The organism is Frankia sp. CeCAU1, from assembly GCF_977971845.1.
The window spans coordinates 1-2,822 of the sequence record NZ_CDWWXA010000258.1 but is presented as its reverse complement, the minus strand read 5'-3'; the positions used below and the strand labels follow the sequence as shown (position 1 = coordinate 2,822).

The window sequence follows — 2,822 nt, the reverse complement described above, 5'->3', positions numbered from 1 at the left end:
GCCCACCCCGGTCGGGGGACCGCCCGCGGGCTGGTCCGACCGGGGAAGCCCCCACCACCGGCCGCACCGCCGGGGTCCCCGGCGGTGCGGCCCGCCGGCTCGGACCCCGCCGGGGTCGCGGCGACGTCCGGGGCCGAGCGCGCCGCCGGCACCTGCGCCTCCTCCCCGGCCCGCGCCTCCTCAGCCGTCCCAGCCGCACCGGGCAGACCCGAGGCGAAGGCCGCCCGCGTCGCCTCCCACCAGGAGGTCGCGTCCTCGGCGCAGAGCCGGTCGACCTCGGCGGCCAGCCGCGCGGTGAACGCCCGCACATCCTCACCCGGCGCGGGGCGCATCGGCCGGCCGAACCGCACCGACACCGGCGGACGGCCCGCCACCGGCCAGGACCGTCCCCGCGGCATCGCCGCGTACGCACCCCGCAGCCCCACCGGAACCACCGGCACCCCCGCGTTGATCGCCAGATAGGCGGCCCCCAACCGGAACCGGCCCCGCGCCCCGTCCCGCGACCGCGTCCCCTCCGGAAAGATCACCAGGTTCCAGCCGTCCCCCAGCAGGTTCATCGGCGTCGCCGACGGCGCCCCACCGTGCCGTTCGATCGGCACCGTCGCGAACGCGAACGCACTCGACGCCCCCCGCCAGGCACTGTCGAAGAAATAGTCCGCCGCCGCCGTCACCGCCGTACGCGCCCGCACCCACCCGGGCACCGTGCACAACAGCAGCGGGGCGTCCAGATGACTGCTGTGATTCGACACGATGATCATCGGGGTGTCGCGGACCCCGTCGAACGCCTCCGCACCGTGCACCGCCACCGTCAGCGTCGTCCGCAGCAGCGGGCACATCACCCCACGCAGAAACACCCCCCGGGCGGCCCGCGCCGCCGGGCGACGCGCCCACGCGGTCGGGAACTCCCGCGGCACCTCGGGGACCCGATGCGCCTCGGCGCTGCCCGGGACCGGGCCGCGGCCACCCGGCCGCCACCCGGCCACCACCGCCCGCAGCCCCACACCCCGTCGCGGCCTACTCGCCATCCCGTTCACCTCTGCCCCTGCCGATCCGGTCCACCGCTGGCACCTGTGCTCCGCCGCGCATGGCCACCGCGTCCCAGCCGGCGACCGCACGATCCGTGACCCGCATCTCCCGCGGTCACCGTACTTCGGCGATCAGATGGGGTGGGGAGTGCAGATAGGTGATAGACGGATCACGGCCCACCGATCCCGACACCATCTCCAACGCATCCGCCAACGTCGACGCCGCCCGGAACCCCAGCCGCGCGCACGCCGCCCGATCACCGCCCACCCACACCACATCCCCCACATGGGCCATCGCCGGCGCCGCCTCATACCAGCGGTGGAACGGATGCACCCCGTGATGAGCAAGCGACGTCCGATACAGCGACGCATACCAGGGATCGGTGGCGTACTGCCGTTCGAACTTCGCCTCTACCGTCGCCGCCTCGGTCGACTCGGCGAGCACCTCCTCGTAGAAGTCCACGTAGGAGGGGTGATGCAGCTGGGAGAACCGTGGCGTCAGCGGATGGTAGACGATCAACGCCCCGTTCTCGCGGACCACCGGCCGCCCCCGGTACCGGCCGAAAACCTCCCCGAGCGCGCCGTGCGCCGCCAGCACCGGGTTGACCACCGCACCCGCGTCGAACGGCCCGAACGGGCCCAGCCCGACGACAACGACGTCGCTTTGCCCATCGACGGTAACCCGCTGCTGGGCGTCGACCCCTGCCGCCGCGACCGCCGCGACCGCCGTAGGATCCCCCGCGCTCACCGAGGTGACCGCATAGTCGGCGGCGAAGTCACGCAGCAGCCGGCGGCGCGCCCGCGACCCCACCAGCTCCAGGCCACGGCCCAGCCCAACCGCCATCGCCTGATCGGCCAGCGACCACTCCCACTCCCGGCGGGTCAGGAACGGATAGTGCACCGGCGCCGTCGCGGCGTTCACCGTCACCGCGACGGCGAACACCCGCACCGCCTCGCACAGCAGCCGACCCATCCGCGCCGCCGGACCCGGCGGCGCACCAACGCCCCCATCCCCGACGCCGCCAGCGCCGTCCCCGGGCAGGCCGACGCGGCGGACCGCCGCGGCGACGCTGTGCACGTGACGCAGCGTCGCATACGACGACAGGCCGGTCACGAGCCCGCCCGCACCGACCGCCGCCGGGCTCTGCACGACCCCGACGTGCACCAGCAGGTCGGCGGTGGCGACCCGGCGGGAAACCTCCACCTGCTCGTCGGCGTCGGTCACCCCCACGACGGTGAGATTGTCAGGATCCTCCGCGTCATGGCTGCGCAACTGCCCGGGCCAGAACGAGCGGAACACCCGCTCCCCGACGATCCGCTCCACCTCGCCGGCGCTCAACCGCCGGTTCAACCCGTTCGCCACGACCAGCGCCACATCGTCGACACCGGCCGCCGCCGCCGCCGTCAGCACCGCCTCGATGATCCGCCCCCGCACATCCGGGCGACGCATCCGCGGCAACGGCGTCGACAGATCGTCAAAACTGATCGTCAGCCGCATCCCCGGACGCAGCAACGCCGCCAGCGGCTCGCTGCCCACCGGCGCCGCCAACGCCGCGGCGATCGCCGCATCGACGTCACCGACCCCGGGCAGCGACTCGGGCGGATACACCACCCGTGTCCCGAGCGGGAACTGCTCGAGCAGCACGCCCTCACCCTGGTGCACCAGCAGCGGGGGAGTCCGCTCGTCAACCTCGAGCACGAACCCCGGTCTCACCAGCATGATCCCTTCCACGTCCGGCACGAAGGGACAACCCCTCCGTGTTGGCGCCCCGCCCGGCGGCGCAGCCTCGCCATGAC

Annotated in this window: 2 protein-coding genes; both read right to left on the bottom strand. The window is 74.1% G+C overall.

Translation table 11 applies throughout. The annotated features are described in order from the left end of the window. Nucleotides 1–1,025: lysophospholipid acyltransferase family protein (locus AC08OO_RS23200; protein WP_476619095.1), on the bottom strand; the 1,025-nt coding region annotated here is incomplete at its 3' end. A gap of 115 nt (nucleotides 1,026–1,140) precedes the next feature. Next, a complete protein-coding gene (locus AC08OO_RS23195; protein ID WP_476619094.1) occupies nucleotides 1,141–2,745 on the bottom strand; it encodes a lactate racemase domain-containing protein in 1,605 nt (534 codons plus the stop codon). Nucleotides 2,746–2,822: the final 77 nt, after the last annotated feature.

Bases quoted from the DNA above. Each gene is read 5' to 3' on its own strand.
- AC08OO_RS23195 (WP_476619094.1), bottom strand. From the start codon at position 2,745: ATGCTGGTGAGACCGGGGTTCGTGCTCGAGGTTGACGAGCGGACTCCC.